General features: G+C 62.3%; 16 protein-coding genes. 7 read left to right on the plus strand and 9 right to left on the minus strand.

Going from position 1 to position 15110, the window contains the following annotated elements:
* The 6 genes from O6760_RS05060 to dnaK form a co-directional block, all read right to left on the minus strand.
* Nucleotides 1-480: a GNAT family N-acetyltransferase gene (locus O6760_RS05060; protein ID WP_269584396.1), complete on the minus strand. Its 480-nt coding sequence runs from the start codon at nucleotides 478-480 to the stop codon at nucleotides 1-3.
* A gap of 45 nt (nucleotides 481-525) precedes the next feature.
* Nucleotides 526-1086 carry an ATP-dependent protease subunit HslV gene (gene hslV, locus O6760_RS05065; RefSeq protein WP_269584397.1) on the minus strand — a complete coding sequence of 187 codons (561 nt, stop codon included), beginning with the start codon at nucleotides 1084-1086 and terminating at the stop codon, nucleotides 526-528.
* 124 nt (nucleotides 1087-1210) lie between these two features.
* Nucleotides 1211-1786, minus strand: coding sequence for an NADPH-dependent FMN reductase (locus O6760_RS05070; protein WP_269584398.1), 576 nt, complete (start codon nucleotides 1784-1786; stop codon nucleotides 1211-1213).
* Nucleotides 1787-1912: 126 nt separating this feature from the next.
* Nucleotides 1913-2575 carry a class I SAM-dependent methyltransferase gene (locus O6760_RS05075; protein ID WP_269584399.1) on the minus strand — a complete coding sequence of 221 codons (663 nt, stop codon included), beginning with the start codon at nucleotides 2573-2575 and terminating at the stop codon, nucleotides 1913-1915.
* Between the two features lie 115 nt (nucleotides 2576-2690).
* Nucleotides 2691-3818 (minus strand): molecular chaperone DnaJ, encoded by a 1128-nt coding sequence (dnaJ, locus tag O6760_RS05080; protein ID WP_269584400.1) that lies wholly within the window; start codon nucleotides 3816-3818, stop codon nucleotides 2691-2693.
* A gap of 160 nt (nucleotides 3819-3978) precedes the next feature.
* The gene (gene dnaK, locus O6760_RS05085) at nucleotides 3979-5901 is read right to left on the minus strand and encodes a molecular chaperone DnaK (protein WP_269584401.1); all 1923 of its coding nucleotides are present in this window, start codon (nucleotides 5899-5901) and stop codon (nucleotides 3979-3981) included.
* 371 nt (nucleotides 5902-6272) lie between these two features.
* On the opposite strand from dnaK, the gene O6760_RS05090 reads away from it, so the two are divergent.
* Together O6760_RS05090 and O6760_RS05095 are read left to right on the plus strand one after the other, a co-directional pair.
* Nucleotides 6273-7124, plus strand: coding sequence for a glycine-rich domain-containing protein (locus tag O6760_RS05090; RefSeq protein WP_269584402.1), 852 nt, complete (start codon nucleotides 6273-6275; stop codon nucleotides 7122-7124).
* A 22-nt stretch (nucleotides 7125-7146) separates the two neighbouring features.
* A complete protein-coding gene (locus O6760_RS05095; protein ID WP_269584403.1) occupies nucleotides 7147-7770 on the plus strand; it encodes an alpha-ketoglutarate-dependent dioxygenase AlkB family protein in 624 nt (207 codons plus the stop codon).
* Here O6760_RS05095 and O6760_RS05100 read toward each other — a convergent pair.
* Nucleotides 7767-8237 (minus strand): OsmC family protein, encoded by a 471-nt coding sequence (locus O6760_RS05100; RefSeq protein WP_269584404.1) that lies wholly within the window; start codon nucleotides 8235-8237, stop codon nucleotides 7767-7769. The genes O6760_RS05095 and O6760_RS05100 overlap by 4 nt on opposite strands.
* Before the next feature lie 107 nt (nucleotides 8238-8344).
* Here O6760_RS05100 and O6760_RS05105 point away from each other — a divergent pair, with 107 nt between their 5' ends.
* On the plus strand, nucleotides 8345-9001 hold the full coding sequence (locus tag O6760_RS05105; RefSeq protein ID WP_269584405.1) for a GntR family transcriptional regulator: 657 nt from the start codon (nucleotides 8345-8347) through the stop codon (nucleotides 8999-9001).
* Nucleotides 9002-9067: 66 nt separating this feature from the next.
* On the opposite strand, the gene ubiB is transcribed toward O6760_RS05105, so the two are convergent.
* A complete protein-coding gene (gene ubiB, locus O6760_RS05110) occupies nucleotides 9068-10648 on the minus strand; it encodes a 2-polyprenylphenol 6-hydroxylase (protein WP_269584406.1) in 1581 nt (526 codons plus the stop codon).
* A 3-nt stretch (nucleotides 10649-10651) separates the two neighbouring features.
* On the minus strand, nucleotides 10652-11455 hold the full coding sequence (ubiE, locus tag O6760_RS05115) for a bifunctional demethylmenaquinone methyltransferase/2-methoxy-6-polyprenyl-1,4-benzoquinol methylase UbiE (RefSeq protein ID WP_442969855.1): 804 nt from the start codon (nucleotides 11453-11455) through the stop codon (nucleotides 10652-10654).
* A gap of 178 nt (nucleotides 11456-11633) precedes the next feature.
* Between ubiE and mutM the strand changes: the two genes are divergently transcribed.
* The 4 genes from mutM to O6760_RS05135 all read left to right on the plus strand — a co-directional run bounded on the left by mutM (nucleotide 11634) and on the right by O6760_RS05135 (nucleotide 14974).
* Complete coding sequence (gene mutM / locus O6760_RS05120) at nucleotides 11634-12527, plus strand: bifunctional DNA-formamidopyrimidine glycosylase/DNA-(apurinic or apyrimidinic site) lyase (RefSeq protein WP_269584407.1); 894 nt, start codon at nucleotides 11634-11636, stop codon at nucleotides 12525-12527.
* 143 nt (nucleotides 12528-12670) lie between these two features.
* Nucleotides 12671-13444 carry an enoyl-CoA hydratase gene (locus O6760_RS05125; protein WP_269584408.1) on the plus strand — a complete coding sequence of 258 codons (774 nt, stop codon included), beginning with the start codon at nucleotides 12671-12673 and terminating at the stop codon, nucleotides 13442-13444.
* Nucleotides 13445-13619: 175 nt separating this feature from the next.
* Nucleotides 13620-13886: a 30S ribosomal protein S20 gene (gene rpsT, locus O6760_RS05130; protein ID WP_269584409.1), complete on the plus strand. Its 267-nt coding sequence runs from the start codon at nucleotides 13620-13622 to the stop codon at nucleotides 13884-13886.
* 647 nt (nucleotides 13887-14533) lie between these two features.
* Nucleotides 14534-14974, plus strand: a complete 441-nt coding sequence (locus O6760_RS05135; protein ID WP_269584410.1) for a rhodanese-like domain-containing protein — start codon at nucleotides 14534-14536, stop codon at nucleotides 14972-14974.
* Nucleotides 14975-15110: the final 136 nt, after the last annotated feature.

Genomic DNA, 15110 nt, shown 5'->3' on the forward strand with positions numbered 1-15110 from the left:
TTAAAACATGCCTTCCGTATTTTCGTGTTCCATCAGCAGGCTGTCCCCCGTGCGGCCCAGGAGATCTTCCATCTCCCGGAACCCGGCCTTGCGGTAGGCCTTCACGGCGCGCTGGTTGGCCGGGTCGGGATCGATGAGGATCCTTCGACAGCCATCCTGCCGCAATTTGCGGACAAATGCCTGCAATACCTTTGTTCCAAGCCCCCTGGACAACTCTCCCTCGTCGGCGATCGACAGATCGATGCCAACGGCGTCTTTCGGAAGAAGCGTCACCCAAGGATATTCTGCGACGACATCAGCTTCCTGCTGGTCCTTCACATACCAGACCTGAATATAGCCCTTGTCCCTGCCGTCGACCTGAAAGATGAAGGGCCGCGTCGTGTCCCGGCCCTCGACCTTCTTGCGGATCTTTCCGAGCTCTTCCTCCGGCTCGCCCCACCATTCCCGCCAATGCGGCCGCCGCATCCAGTCAAGGAGCATCGGCAGGTCCTTAGGCGTAACGGGACGAAAGGAGATCATGATCGATCACTCGGCCGTGTCCAGCGACTCCACCGTTACGCTGGCGTTGGTGTAGACGCAGATTTCCGCTGCAACCGCCATGGCCTTGCGGGCGATGGTCTCGGCATCGAGATCCGTGTCGGCGAGCGCGCGGCCCGCGGCCAGCGCATAATTGCCGCCGGAGCCAATGCCCATCACGCCGCCTTCCGGCTCCAGGACATCGCCGGTGCCGGTCAGCACCAGGGAAACATTCTTGTCGGCAACCAGCATCATCGCTTCCAGACGCCGCAGATAGCGGTCCGTGCGCCAGTCCTTGGCCAGTTCCACACAGGCGCGCATCAGCTGGCCCGGATATTGTTCCAGCTTGGCTTCCAGGCGTTCGAACAGGGTGAAGGCGTCGGCCGTGGCACCGGCAAACCCGGCGATGACCTCGCCCTTGGCCAGCGGGCGGACCTTGCGGGCGGAGTGCTTGATCACGGTCTGACCGAGCGACACCTGGCCATCGCCGGCAATCACAACCTTGCCGCCCTTGCGCACCATCATGATCGTCGTTCCGTGCCATTGTGCCGGTTCGCGCGTTTCGCTCATGCAATCCTCTTGAGTCTTTCTGTTCTGCCGCCCTATGTAGGCGGCAATCACGGCATTTCCAAGCAGTCATCGAAATCGCGGACCGGTCCGCTTCGGCCCTGCCCGGCCCGACCGCTTCGACGGTTCAGTGTGACATTTCGATCCGCGTCGCCCTCAAAAGCGCATCCACCAGCTTGTCGAGCTGCCCGCCCGCCCGCTCGTCCGTCAGCTCGCCGCGATCGTCAAAGGCACTCGCGGCCCTGGCGACCGACACCATCTGGGGCAGAACCATCGCGCCCAGGCCGACTTCCAGGATCGTGCGCATGCCGATCAGCCCGCGCATGCCGCCGAAAGCGCCGGGTGAGGCGGCCCCAAGGGCAAACACCTTCGACTTGTAGGCCTCGCCCGGTTCCTTCACCCGGCTGATCCAGTCGAGCGTGTTCTTCAAAAGCGGCGTGATGCCGGCATTGTATTCCGGACAGGCCAGGAAGATGCCGTCCTGGCCCTGGAAGTGCCGGTGCAGCTTGTTCGCGTTATCCGGCACACCGCCGGTCTGTTCCAGATCGCCGTCATAGATCGGCAACGGGTAGTCTTTCAACGACAGGTGCGTCACGTCCGCGTCCAGGATGGCGAGCTTCTTGGCCGCGAGCGAGGCAAGCTTGCCGTTAAAGGATCCGCCCCGGCTGGAGCCGGACAGGACGAGAATTTTCGGATTGCGCATAAACAGGTTCCCTTGACGGTTTCCACGATCCGGACATGCCGGGCAATCCCGGCACGGCACCTCGGGTCAAACGAGTGCATTTTGACAGGATTTGCAGGACGCGCCCGGTGAAAACCCACCTAAGCGCTAATGCCCCTTGCGATAGACCCAGACCCTGGCCGGCGGCAGGTTCTTCCAGACCCAGTCGGAGCTGTAGACCGAGATGCCCCGGCTGTCCGGTTTGACCGGTGCGACGAGGCCGTAGGAAAACTGGATGAACGGCGCGCCGGGCTTCAAAAGCTCCAGCGCCTCTTCCAGCAGCGCCTTGCGGGCGGATTCCGGCCGGGTCAGCAGCGGCAGCGAGGAAACGATGCCGTCCAGCACATGCTGGCCTCCTGCGCTGTCTTCGGGCAGGCAGTCCGCTGCCAGAAGGGTCTGGCGCAAGGCGTAGGCATCGCCCTGCACCACGGTCAGGCCAGGATAGCGAAGTGACAACAGTTCGCAGAAATCGGAGCAGTATTCGATCAGGCTGAGCTGTGAATGCGACAGGCCGCGGTCGAACAGCGCCTTGGTGACGACACCGGTGCCGGGTCCCAGTTCCACCACCCGGGCATGCGGCCGCGGGGTCAGGTAGGAAGCCATCTTGGCGGCCAGTTCCGGGCCCGACGGCGCGACGGCTCCGGTCCGAAGCGGGTTCTGCGCCCAGGAACGTATGAACTTGACCTCGTCCAGGACCTTGGCCCGGACCGCGCTGGCTTTTCCGATTTTTTCCCGAATAGCGTCCCGCCGGCTTGAAATGCGCTTCAGCATCGTCCCTCACTCACCCCCAATGACGCGAATATAGGAATGATTGCAACAAGATGCCATGGCAAAGCGCACAGGTTGCATGCTTTTTCCCGGCCTATCTCCGTTGGGTCGCCCCACCTCATGCACCCAGGTTGTCGATGAAATCCTTGACCTTGGTGAAGAAACCGGCCGACGCGGGATGGTTTTCGCCGGAGGATTCCTTTTCGAACTCCGCCAGCAGTTCGCGCTGGCGGCGCGTCAGGTTGGTGGGCGTTTCCACCGTCACCTGGATATACATGTCGCCATGCTGGCTGGAGCGCATGACCGGCATGCCCTTGCCGCGCAGACGGAACTGCTTGCCGGTCTGGGTGCCTTCCGGCACCTTGACCCGGCTCGTGGCGCCTTCGACGGTCGGAACGTCGAACTGGCCGCCGAGCGTGGCTGTCGACATGGAAATCGGCACGCGGCAGTAGAGATCGGCGCCATCGCGCTGAAACAGGTCATGCGGCTTGATCGACAGGAAAATATACAAGTCGCCGGACGGGCCGCCACGGACCCCGGCCTCGCCTTCGCCGGCCAGGCGGATGCGGGTGCCGTCCTCGATGCCGGCGGGAATGTTGACCGAAAGCGAGCGTTCCTGGGTCTTGCGGCCCGAGCCGCCACAGCTTTCACAAGGGTCGGTGATGACCTGGCCGCGGCCCTGACAGCTCGGACAGGTGCGTTCCAGCGTGAAGAACCCCTGGGCTGCGCGCACGCGGCCGGCGCCGCCGCAGGTCCGGCAGGTGCTCGGGCTGGTGCCGGGTTTGGCCCCCGATCCGGTGCAATCGTCGCAGGTGACGCTGGTCGGCACCTCGATTTCCACCGTCTTGCCCGAGAAGGCATCTTCCAGCGTGATGTCGAGATTGTAACGCAGGTCGGCGCCGCGTTCGCGGCCACCGGACCGGCGTCCGCCGCCCATGCCGAAGAATTCCTCGAAGATGTCGGACATGGTGGAGGAAAAATCGTGTGCGCCCGCACCGCCGCCACCGCCGAAGCCGCCATTTTCAAAGGCGGCATGGCCGAACCGGTCATAGGCGGCCCGCTTCTGGCCGTCCTTGAGCGTGTCGTAGGCTTCGTTGACTTCCTTGAACCTGGCTTCGGCGTCCTCGTCGCCGGGATTTCGGTCCGGGTGGTACTGCATTGCCATCTTGCGGTAGGCGCTTTTCAGTACCTTGTCGTCCGCATCGCGTGCGACGCCCAGCACCTCGTAGAAATCGCGTTTCGACATCAAGATCTCTCGGTCTTGTTGTTGCACCGCTGGCTGCCTCGCCGAAGCGGGCGCCAATTACGGCGAAGGCGCCGGGCACAAGCGCCCTTGTCATCAGGCTGTCAGGCATCCGGCGCCGGGAAAGAAACAGCCAGCCGGAAACCGGCTGGCTGACAGGGTGTTATGCGGACTTCTTGTCGTCTTCGTCTTTGACTTCCTCGAAATCCGCGTCGACGACATCATCGTCGGCCTTTTCGCCGGCTTCCTCGCCACCTTCACCTTCGGCTTCAGCGTCTGCCTGTGCCGCCTGATACATGGCTTCACCGAGCTTCATGGACGCTTCGGCCAGGGCCTGGGTCTTGGCCTTGATGTCTTCCAGGTCCTCGCCTTCCAGCGAAGACTTCAGATCCGCAAGAGCGGTTTCGATCGCGGACTTGTCGTCCTCGGAAACCTTGTCGCCGTAATCCTTCAGCGACTTCTCGGTGGAGTGGACCAGGGATTCGCCCTGGTTCCTGGCTTCCACCAGTTCCTTGCGCTTCTTGTCCTCGTCGGCGTGGGATTCAGCGTCCTTGATCATCTGGTCGATGTCGCTGTCGCTGAGACCACCGGAGGCCTGGATCCGGATCTGCTGTTCCTTGCCGGTGCCCTTGTCCTTGGCGGACACGTTGACAATGCCGTTGGCGTCGATGTCGAAGGTGACCTCGATCTGCGGCACGCCACGCGGTGCGGGCGGCAGGCCCACCAGGTCGAACTGACCGAGGATCTTGTTGTCCGCAGCCATTTCGCGCTCACCCTGGAAGACCCGGATGGTCACGGCCGTCTGATTGTCCTCAGCGGTCGAGAACACCTGACCCTTCTTGGTCGGGATGGTGGTGTTGCGGTCGATCAGGCGGGTGAAGACACCGCCAAGCGTCTCGATGCCGAGCGACAGCGGCGTGACGTCGAGCAGGAGAACGTCCTTGACGTCACCCTGCAGAACGCCGGCCTGGATCGCGGCGCCCATGGCCACGACTTCGTCCGGGTTCACACCCTTGTGCGGCTCCTTGCCGAAGAAGTTGTTCACGGTTTCCTGGATCTTTGGCATGCGGGTCATGCCGCCGACCAGAACCACTTCGTCGATCTCGCCGGCGGCGATGCCGGCATCCTTCAGAGCGGCCTTCATCGGATCGATGGTGCGCTTGACCAGGTCGTCGACCAGGGATTCGAACTTCGCACGGGTCAGCTTCAGGGTCAGGTGCTTCGGACCGGACGCATCCGCCGTGATGAACGGCAGGTTGATCTCGGTCTGCGACGAGGACGAAAGCTCGATCTTCGCCTTTTCCGCAGCCTCTTTCAGGCGCTGCAGGGCCAGCTTGTCGTTCTTCAGGTCGATGCCCTGGTCCTTCTTGAACTCGGAGGCCAGGTAGTCGACCAGGACCATGTCGAAGTCTTCACCGCCGAGGAAGGTATCGCCGTTGGTGGACTTCACTTCGAAGACACCGTCGCCGATTTCCAGGATGGAGACGTCGAAGGTACCGCCGCCGAGGTCGTAGACCGCGATCGTCTTGCCGTCGTTCTTGTCGAGGCCGTAGGCGAGTGCCGCCGCGGTCGGCTCGTTGATGATGCGCAGGACTTCGAGACCCGCGATCTTGCCGGCATCCTTGGTGGCCTGGCGCTGCGCGTCGTTGAAGTAGGCCGGAACGGTGATGACCGCCTGGGTCACCTTTTCACCGAGATAGCTCTCGGCCGTTTCCTTCATCTTCTGAAGGATGAACGCGGAGACCTGCGACGGGGAGTATTTCTCGCCGTTGGCTTCCACCCATGCATCGCCGTTGTCCGCCTTGACGATCTCGAACGGAACCAGCTTCTGATCCTTGGCGACGGTCGGGTCGTCGAACCGGCGGCCGATCAGGCGCTTGACTGCAAAAAGGGTGTTGGTCGGGTTCGTGACCGCCTGGCGCTTCGCCGGCTGGCCAACAAGACGCTCGCCATCATCGGAGAATGCCACCATGGAAGGGGTGGTCCGGGCGCCTTCTGCGTTTTCGATAACTTTGGAATCCTTGCCGTCCATGACGGCGACGCACGAGTTCGTCGTGCCGAGGTCGATACCAATGACCTTTGCCATATCTGCCTCTCTTTCTAGCAAACCGGAAAGACCCATGAAGGCGTCATTCCGGCTCCTCTCACTTGGGTTCCGGGAGTTTCCCGGACATCGCGCCGGAGTTTGCACTCGGGATTTGGCACGAAGCTTGACCGCTATATAGGTGGATGAAACTTTGCCTGCAAGACATCTGTCCGCTGACAAGGCCCGATTGGGGAGTTTCTTCTCAAGATCTTCTCATTTGGTTACCCGCCGAATGCCCGGCGTCATTGGCTCGACCCGTGTGTAAATGCCCTGATCAGGTATTTTCGAAAGGCATGCCGGATAGTCTTGCGGCTACAGATAGACTACGCCCGAAGAGGCCAAAGAGGCCAAAGAGGCCAAAGAGGAATGACATGAGAGACCCAGACCTGTGGACCAGGATCCGTGACTGCCACCCTGACGATGTCGAAGCAGATTTGCCGTTTTCCGGACGCCTGGCCCGCGACAACGACTGGCCGGAGGACTTTGCGCAGCGGGTCATCCTGGAATACCAGCGTTTCGCCTATCTGAGCCGGCTCGGAAAAGGCATGGTGACGCCGAGCGACGAGGTCGACCAGGCCTGGCACCTGCATCTGACCTATACAAGGCACTACTGGGGACCGTTCAAGGCCGCTCTTGGCGCCGCTCTGCACCACATGCCGACCAAGGGCGGGGCTGACCAGGGCGCACTCTTCAGGGACACCTACGCGAAAACCCTTGATCTCTACCGGGCCGAATTCGGCGAACCGCCTGCGGATATCTGGCCGCCGGAGGAGATCCGCTTCGGCCGGGCACCGCATTTCAGGCGTGTCAATGCCCAGGAGGTCTGGCTGATCCGGAAGCCCTCCTGCCCGGACTTCGTGAAATCCTGCATGCGGCGGCTGGCCCGGATGCCGTCACAGGCCTGGGGAACGCTGCTCGTGCTGCTGTCTTTCGCACTGGGCACCGGGATCGCCCTGGCCCACGGCAGTCCGGAAGGCGATACCTTCCTTGAAAGAACCCGAAACATGATCGGACACTGGGCCTCCCAGCACGAGTTCGAATTCGTGTTCAGTCTCATCGTGATCGGGTTCGTGGTTTGGGTCGTTTTCGGAAAGTCCTCCGGCAGATCCTCCCGCAGGAGATCCCGTCGCGACTCCTCCGGGTGCAGCACTTCGGGCAATGATTCCAGCTGCGGCAGCGACAGCGGCGGGTCCGGTTGCGGCGGCTGCGGTGGTGGCGACTGACGCAATCGGCTAAAAGGCGGGAATGAAAACTTCGCCCATCCACGCCCTGACCGGTCTTGCCTATTACCCTGACTATTTCGACTGGGGCGCGCAGGACGCGCTGCTGGCAGAAATCCGTGCCATTGTCGCAGAGGCGCCGCTGTTTCAGCCGGTGATGCCGCGGACCGGCAAGCCGTTCTCGGTGAAGATGAGCAATTGCGGCCCGCTTGGCTGGGTCTCGGATATCAACGGCTACCGCTACCAGCCGGCCCATCCGGACACCGGAAGGCCCTGGCCGGCCATGCCCGCGGCGCTGACCGAATTGTGGGACAGGCTCGCCCCGGAGGCGCCGCCGCCCGAAGCCTGCCTGATCAACTTCTACGAGCCGGGGGCTCGCATGGGACTGCACCAGGACCGGGACGAGGACATGTTCGACGCCCCGGTGATCTCGGTCTCTCTGGGCGACACGGCCACGTTCCGAGTCGGCGGCACTTCCCGCAAGGACCCGACCAGGTCCTTCCGCCTTGCCTCGGGCGACGTGGTGGTTCTGGGAGGTGACGCCCGGCTCGCCCATCACGGCATCGACCGGATCCTCGCCGGAACGTCGACGCTTCTGAAGAACGGCGGACGGATCAACCTGACCCTGAGGCGCGTGACGGCGGCTTAGGCGAACTGGTAAGTTGCCTCGAAGCTCACCGGGAAATTCACCGACCGGGCGATGTAGCAGACCTTGTGGATCTCGTGATGGATCGCGTCGGCCTTGTCGAGGTCCGTACCGGCGGTAACCGTGATCCTCGGCTTCAGCACCGCTTTCAGGAACCGCCCAGCGCCCGAGGGTTCCGTCTCGCCGACAGCCTCCGGGCAGTCCTCGTAGGCGAGGACCGTTATCCCTGCGCTGCTGGCGAGGTGCAGATACCAGAGCATGTGACAGCTCGCGAGCGACGACAGCAGAAGGTCTTCCGGATTGTGCAGGGACGGATCGCCGCCGAGGAGCGGGTCGTTCGAGCAGGAAACCGTTGCCTTTCCAGGGGTCCGGATTTCCCAGGTCCGGTCATAGCCGCGATAGGTTCTCGTGCCTTCACCGCGGTTTCCCGTCCAGGTGATCATGGAAGTGTAGCTGTGCTCGGTACTCATGGCGCCTCTCAAAATGTATACATTTATACATTTTTCATTTGCGCTGCCCTGTCAAGGGGCCTATAGCCGGATGAGCTGGACCACATGATGCGACTGCGGGAGACCGGATGTCAGCCGACACGATTGCAGCCAGGCTCGAGGCCGACATTCTGGGGGGTGTCTACCGGCCCGGCGAGGAATTGAAGCAGGGCGAGATTGCCGCACGGTTCTCCGTGAGCCGGATTCCGGTCCGCGATGCCCTGCAACTCCTGGCGGCGCGCGGCTTCATCGAAAACGCCCCCAACCGGCGGGCGCGCATCATCCGCCTCTCGGCAGAGGAGATCGACGAGGTCTTCGACCTTCGGATTCTCCTGGAAACCGATTGTCTGCGGCAGGCGATCCCCTGCATGACCACGTCCGATCTCGCGCACATCGACACCGCGCTGGCCCATTCGACGATTGACGCATCCGGAGACCGCTGGGCACAAGGCGACTGGGACTTTCACCGCGCGCTCTACCTGCCCGCCGGCCGCCCCCGGCACCTGGCGATGATCGAGGATCTCAGGCGGACCTGCCGGATACACATTTCCGGCTACGGCGTCCTGCCCTCGCGTACGGGCGCGTGGCTCGATGACCATCAACACCTTGCCGCGGCCTGCCGTGAAGGCACGGTGGACGTAGCCTGCGATCTGCTGCAACGGCATATCGAGAACGCGCGGCAGACCCTTTTGTCGGCGCTACCTTCGGGAAACGGCGGTCAAACCGCCGTCACGACAACGCCCTGAAAGCGGCCGGACAGGCCTTCTCCGCAACCGGCCAGGCGAACCTTTCCCGGAGCATTCCCAGGAACGTCAGGCAAACAGGTAAAGCGAAACCACCGCGCAGGCGGCTATGACCCAGAGCGCCACGCGGCCGGACCGGCTGTGACGGGCTTCCGCCCGGCCGATTGCCTCCGCGGTTTGCGCGTCGAACCTCAGTCCGGACATGGTCATCTTTTCGAGCTCTTCCGACATCCGGCCGATCCGGTCGGCAAAGAACGGCAGGTCGTTCGCAATCCGGGCAAGGGCACCAAGCGCATCGCCCGCGTCCCGCAACTTGCCCGCCGGTCCGAGATTGTCCCGGATCCAGCTGCCGACGACCGGCTCCGCCGTCCGCCACATGTCCAGGTTCGGATTGAGCGAGCGCGCCACGCCTTCCACCACCACCATGGTTTTCTGCAGCATGATCAGCCGTGTCTGCGTGCGCATGTCGAACAGCTCGGTGACCTCAAAGAGCTGCGTCAGGAGACGCGCCATGGAGATCTCGCTGGCGTCGTGGCCATGGATCGGTTCACCGATCGCCCGGATGGCCTGGGCAAACATGTCGACATCCTGGTCCGCCGGAACATAGCCTGCCTCGAAATGCACTTCGGCGACCCGCTTGTAGTTGCGGGTGATGAAGCCGAACAGGATCTCGGCGAGGAACCGGCGCTCGCGGACGGTGAGACGGCCCGTGATTCCGAAATCGACGGCGACAAGCGTTCCATCCGGTTCGACGAACAGGTTGCCCTGGTGCATGTCGGCGTGAAAGAAGCCATCGCGAAGCGTGTGCCGCAGGAAGCTCTGGATGACCGCGTCGCCGAGCGCTTCCAGGTCATGGCCGTCGGCCGCGAGCCCGTCGACATCGGACATCTTGCGGCCTTCGATCCATTCCATGGTCAGGACGCCCTTGGACGTACGCAGCCAATCCACCGCGGGCACCCGGAAGCCCGGATCCCCGGTGATGTTCTCGCCCATTTCCGACAGGGCAGCCGCCTCGAGCCTGAAGTCCATCTCGATGGCAACCGACTGGGCCAGCGTGTCAACCACCGCGACAGGCCGCAAACGCCGGGACGGCGGATGGAACCGCTCGGCGAGGCGGGCGACCAGATAGTAGCTTTGCAGGTCCCGCTGGAACCGGCGGGCGACACCGGGGCGCAACACCTTGACCGCCACCTTGCGCTCACCGCCGTCCTTGTCCCGAACGAGCGCGGGATGAACCTGGGCGATGGAAGCCGCGGCCACCGCTTCGCCGAACTCGGAAAAGATCTCGTCAACAGGCCTGTCGAGCTGCTCGGCAATCGTCGCCCTGGCCTCGTCGTGATCGAAGGCGGGCAGACGGTCCTGCAACGAGGCCAGCTCCCTGGCCGCATCCTTGCCGACGACATCGGCACGCGTTGCCAGGAACTGGCCCAGCTTCACATAGGACGGCCCCAGCTTGTTCAAAGCATCCGACAGCCGGAGTTCCGCGCTCTTGTTGCGCACGGCCCGCCGCTCCAGAAGCCGCGCGAGCGCCAGCGCGAAGCGAGGCCCCGCGGGCAGGTCCGGCAGGGAGACAAGGCCGAACACGCCTTCGCGCGCCATCACAAAGCCCGCCCGCACCAGGCGGAGGAAAGGCATTACCGGAAGTGCCATCGGTCAGAGTTTCCAACCGTAATGGAGGGCCGCGATGCCGCCGGAATAGTTCCTGTAGCCGACCTTCTCGAAGCCGGCCTCGCGGATCATGTCGGCAAAGCGTTCCTGGTTCGGAAACTTCCGGATCGATTCCACGAGATACTGATAGGGGTCGCCGTCGCCCGTCACCCAGCGGCCCATCGCCGGAATGGCATTGAAGGAAAACGCGTCGTAGACCTTGTCGAGAACCGGGATGTCCACCTCGGAAAATTCCAGGCACAGGAACCGGCCGCCGCGCTTCAGCACCCGGTGCGCTTCGCGCAGGGCCTTGGGAATATCCGGCACGTTGCGAATGCCGAAGGCGATCGTATAGGCATCGAAGCTCTTGTCCGGAAAGGGCAGCTCCTCGGCATTGCCCTGCGAGAAGGTGATCAGGTCGGACAGCTGCGCCTTCTCGGCACGGTCGCGCCCCACCTGGAGCATGGACTCGTTGATGTCGCAGACCGTCGCCTTGACGGTGTCGCCGGACCGCCGCACCACCCGCGTGGCGATGTCGCCGGTGCCGCCGGCCACGTCCAGCAGACGCCAGCCGGAATTGGGCCTCTTGGGCGGGGCCAGGAAGGAGACCATCGCATCTTTCCAGACGCGGTGGAAACCGCCGGACATCATGTCGTTCATCAGGTCGTAGCGTTGCGCGACCTTGTGAAACACATCATCCACCAGAGCCTGCTTCTGACCTTCGGCAACCCTGGTGAAGCCGAAGCTGGTCGGCATGTCTTCCGGTGACCGGCCGGCAGCCCCGGATTGCCCCTGTGCCTGCTGCGTCATGAATTCAGTCTCCAAGATCGGACGCCCTCCCATAGACGAGAGCAGATCGTCAACATTACTTGTCTGCAAAGTGGCCGGACCATAGTACAAGCCTCGTCCAAGCGCTATCTTTGCGGCTCGCCAACACCCATATGCCGCAGGCCTATAACCTGTCACAATCCCGGATGCCAGACCTCACATGCCCGAATTGCCGGAAGTCGAAACTGTCAGACGCGGCCTCGCGCCGACCTTCGAACATGCCCTGATCGTCAAGGTCGACCAGAACCGGCCCGACCTGCGCTTCCCTTTCCCCGACGGTTTTGCCGGGCGGCTGGCCGGCTGCCGGCTGACGGCTCTGTCGCGCCGTTCCAAATACCTGCTCGCAGACATGGACACGGGCGATGTGCTGATCATGCATCTGGGAATGTCGGGCTCGTTTCGCATCGAAAACGATGGACCGGCGCAAACGCCGGGCCAGTTTGCCCATGCGCGCGGCAAGGACCCCAGGCACGATCACGTGGTGTTCCATCTGAAGACGGCGGAGGGTGGAACCGCGCGCATCATCTATAATGACCCGCGCCGCTTCGGCTTCATGGACCTTGTTCACCGGCAGGCTCTCCCGGACCATCCCTATTTCAGGGATCTGGGCCTGGAGCCGCTCGGCAACGACCTGAGCGGCAACACGCTGGCCCGCCTGTTCGCGGGGCGCAAGACCAGCCTCAAGGCGGCCCTGCTCAACCAGAAACTGATTGCCGGTCTCGGCAACATATATGTGTGCGAGGCCCTGTGGCGCACAGGCCTGAGCCCGGAACGTGCCGCCGGCACCCTGGTCACCCGAACGGGCCGGCCGACCCGCAAGGCGGACGCCCTGGCCGAAAACATCCGCGAAACGCTGCAGGACGCCATTCGCGCGGGCGGGTCCTCCCTGCGGGACCACACACAGGCGGACGGCACGCTCGGATATTTCCAGCACTCGTTCGCTGTCTATGACCGGGAAGGATGCGCCTGCCGGACCCCCGGCTGCACCGGCACGATCACGCGCCTCGTCCAGTCGAACCGGTCGACATTCCATTGTCCCGTCTGCCAGACCTGATCCTTCGGCCAAGCTTGCAGACCCGTCATCGGTCGGCTAGGCATGACCGTTGATTTCAGATTTCCGGGACCTGCGGAGCTCCGGGCCGATCTTCGATCGTCCGGACCGGTATCGCGGCAGGTGCCAACATTGGGAGCGGGCAAATGGGATATGAAAACATCCGTGTCGAGAAACGCGGCAAGGTTGGACTGATCACGCTGGACAGGCCGAAGGCGCTGAACGCGCTCAATTCGGCACTGATTGCCGAGCTCGGCACCGCCCTGGACGGATTTGACGCCGACGAGCGGATCGGCTGCGTCGTCATCACCGGCTCGGAGAAGGCCTTTGCGGCGGGTGCCGACATCAAGGAGATGCAGCCGCACAATTTCGCCTCGGCCTATCAGACCGACCTGATCACGCCGTTCGACCGGGTGTCCCGGAACCGCAAGCCGATCATCGCCGCCGTTGCCGGTTACGCGCTTGGCGGCGGCTGCGAGCTGGCCATGCTGTGCGACTTCATCATCGCCGCGGATACCGCCAAGTTCGGCCAGCCGGAAATCACGCTCGGGGTTATTCCCGGCGCGGGCGGCACCCAGCGCCTGACACGCTTCGTCGGCAAGTCCAAGGCCATGGAAATGGTGCTCACCGGCCGAATGATGGATGCCGAGGAAGCCGAGCGCAGCGGCCTGGTCAGCCGGATCGTCCCGGCGGACGATCTTCTGGAAGAAGCCATGAAGGCCGCCGACAAGATTGCCGATTTCTCGCTGCCGGTGGTGATGATGGCCAAGGAAAGCGTCGACCGGGCCTATGAGACAACCCTGGCAGAGGGTGTCAGGTTCGAACGGCGGGTGTTCCAGGCGCTGTTTGCGCTCGAGGACCAGAACGAGGGAATGACGGCCTTCAGCGAGAAGCGCTCACCGGATTTCCGGAACAAATAATATCAACGAAACAAACATAAAGCCGTTGACGGCGGGCGCCAGCGAGATTATAAGCAGCGCCCAATCGGTGGCGGTCTTCCGCCGCCGTTGTTTTTTGATCGGGTCTTGCTGCCTCCGCGCCTTGGTCCCGATCGCCACCGGACACTAGTCCCAATTACCGATCAGGATTGAGCCCATGGCCAACACACCATCGGCCAAGAAGGCGGCCCGCAAGATTGCCCGCCGGACGGCCACGAACAAAGATCGCCGCAGCCGCGTGCGCACTTACCTGCGCAAGGTTGAAGAGGCAATTGCCTCCGGCGACCAGAGCGTTGCGAACGAAGCCTTCAAGGCCGCTCAGCCGGAAATCATGCGTGCCGCATCCAAGGGTGTGATGCATGCCAACACGGCGTCGCGGAAAGTTTCCCGCCTCAATGCCCGCATCAAGGCACTCGGCGCATAAAAGCTTCGTCACACGAGCGTTAAAAAGACCCGGCCAGCGTGCCGGGTTTTTTTTAGCCATGCAATTTTGTGGACGACCGGAAACAGCAACCAGAACGGGCAATATTGCAATTTCTACCGAGTATTATGCTGTCAAGGAAACCGTATATTTTTCAATAACTTCTACACATGTACCCGTGACCGGCGCCGATCGAACCGGATTCGATACGAGTCAAGCAGTCCGTTCCGATTTTTTTTTTAAAATCGCAGTTTTTTGATTGTGACACCACGCTGTATTGCAAAAAGTCATTGCTGCAAAAAGCATTAGTTCGCTCCCCGGAAGGACGGCTTTTATCCCCGAAACAGGGGTCGAAACCGGCTCATTCCCGCATCAGGGAAAAGACGCGGTTGCTCCGTTCGGCGCGGTCTGTATATTAACAATACGGCTGGCGGGAAAGACCAGCGGATAACTCAAAAAACGGTGCTTGGAACAACAATGAACAAGTCTAGTCGATATATCGCTGAGCACATGGCGTCCAGGCCCCGGGACGAATACGACAATGTATTCATTCCCAGCGGCGCCTAGCGCTGACCTAAACTAAACATTCTTCCCAAAATTCTTATGAAATACTTTTCATCAATAGCATTTTGCTATTGAGGGGGGCGGCTGTGCAATTTGACGGTGGATATGCAGGTAATGTAACCGCGCAGGAGGCTTTTGACGAGCTTTCCGCGCAGGAGAATGCGGTCCTGGTGGATGTCCGGACCCAGGCTGAATGGGCCTTTGTCGGCCTTCCGGACCTGCGTCCGATCAGCAAGGAACCGATGCTGGTGGAATGGCAGAGTTTTCCGTCCTCCGGCCCCAATCCCGACTTCGCAAAGTCTGTTTCGGACCTGATGGTCAAAAAAGGACTTGACCAAAGCGCGCCAATCTATTTCTTGTGCCGCTCCGGAGCACGGAGCCAGGCCGCTGCGATCGCCCTGACGCAAGCCGGTTACACGCACTGTTTCAATATTTCCGACGGTTTCGAAGGCCCCCTGGACCAGGCGGGCCACCGTGGAGTTCAGTCCGGCTGGAAGGCCGCCGGACTGCCCTGGTCTCAGAGCTAGGTCCCCCGCTTCAAACCGGGGAAGGCGATGGGGTCGATCCCCTCGCCAAATGAATAACCGTCCCAAAAGGGACATTATAATGCTGCAAAAGCAGCAAGGCGTCGAAGAGCGGCTGTGGCGGACTGTTCTTCACATG

The sequence above is a fragment of the Roseibium sp. Sym1 genome (assembly GCF_027359675.1).
In the GTDB taxonomy this organism is placed as follows: domain Bacteria; phylum Pseudomonadota; class Alphaproteobacteria; order Rhizobiales; family Stappiaceae; genus Roseibium.

Bases quoted from the DNA above. Each gene is read 5' to 3' on its own strand.
- O6760_RS05060 (WP_269584396.1), bottom strand. From the start codon at position 480: ATGCTCCTTGACTGGATGCGGCGGCCGCATTGGCGGGAATGGTGGGGC.
- hslV (WP_269584397.1), bottom strand. From the start codon at position 1,086: ATGAGCGAAACGCGCGAACCGGCACAATGGCACGGAACGACGATCATG.
- O6760_RS05070 (WP_269584398.1), bottom strand. From the start codon at position 1,786: ATGCGCAATCCGAAAATTCTCGTCCTGTCCGGCTCCAGCCGGGGCGGA.
- O6760_RS05075 (WP_269584399.1), bottom strand. From the start codon at position 2,575: ATGCTGAAGCGCATTTCAAGCCGGCGGGACGCTATTCGGGAAAAAATC.
- dnaJ (WP_269584400.1), bottom strand. From the start codon at position 3,818: ATGTCGAAACGCGATTTCTACGAGGTGCTGGGCGTCGCACGCGATGCG.
- dnaK (WP_269584401.1), bottom strand. From the start codon at position 5,901: ATGGCAAAGGTCATTGGTATCGACCTCGGCACGACGAACTCGTGCGTC.
- O6760_RS05090 (WP_269584402.1), top strand. From the start codon at position 6,273: ATGAGAGACCCAGACCTGTGGACCAGGATCCGTGACTGCCACCCTGAC.
- O6760_RS05095 (WP_269584403.1), top strand. From the start codon at position 7,147: ATGAAAACTTCGCCCATCCACGCCCTGACCGGTCTTGCCTATTACCCT.
- O6760_RS05100 (WP_269584404.1), bottom strand. From the start codon at position 8,237: ATGAGTACCGAGCACAGCTACACTTCCATGATCACCTGGACGGGAAAC.
- O6760_RS05105 (WP_269584405.1), top strand. From the start codon at position 8,345: ATGTCAGCCGACACGATTGCAGCCAGGCTCGAGGCCGACATTCTGGGG.
- ubiB (WP_269584406.1), bottom strand. From the start codon at position 10,648: ATGGCACTTCCGGTAATGCCTTTCCTCCGCCTGGTGCGGGCGGGCTTT.
- ubiE (WP_442969855.1), bottom strand. From the start codon at position 11,455: ATGACGCAGCAGGCACAGGGGCAATCCGGGGCTGCCGGCCGGTCACCG.
- mutM (WP_269584407.1), top strand. From the start codon at position 11,634: ATGCCCGAATTGCCGGAAGTCGAAACTGTCAGACGCGGCCTCGCGCCG.
- O6760_RS05125 (WP_269584408.1), top strand. From the start codon at position 12,671: ATGGGATATGAAAACATCCGTGTCGAGAAACGCGGCAAGGTTGGACTG.
- rpsT (WP_269584409.1), top strand. From the start codon at position 13,620: ATGGCCAACACACCATCGGCCAAGAAGGCGGCCCGCAAGATTGCCCGC.